The organism is Veronia pacifica (genome assembly GCF_001707825.1).
GTDB classification, from domain to species: Bacteria; Pseudomonadota; Gammaproteobacteria; order Enterobacterales; family Vibrionaceae; genus Veronia; species Veronia pacifica.
In genome coordinates this window covers 1-390 of the sequence record NZ_LYBM01000136.1, presented here as the reverse complement: position 1 = coordinate 390, position 390 = coordinate 1, and the positions used below count along the sequence as shown (strand labels likewise).

The 390-nt window shown below is 57.4% G+C and carries 1 pseudogene; it reads left to right on the top strand.

The annotated features are described in order from the left end of the window. A pseudogene (locus A8L45_RS24915) lies at positions 1–390 on the top strand (hypothetical protein); the annotation flags it as partial.

Here is a 390-nt window from a genome sequence, read left to right as displayed (position 1 = left end):
AGACGGGCAGCTTCACCACCGACACCAACGGCACCTTCACGCTCTATAGTGCTGACGGGACTCAGGAGCTGGATACGGTGAACGTGAGCACGGCAGTGAACGGTATCGTGAAGGTCGATATCCCCCCCGGGCACAAAACCTTCAATATCAAGACTATACTGAACAATGACAATGTCTACGAGGGCACAGAGACCTTCGCCCTGAAGGCGGCAGTGGACGGCACCGACCCCGGGATCACCGCTGATGCGATCTCGGTGACTGACGAGGCGGATATCCCCATGGTCTCGACGGTCTCAGACACCACTATTGATGAGGGCGAACATGCAGAGGTGACCATCACCCTCAGCCACCCCTCCACCACTGTCACCAACGTGACCATTGATGCCCTGA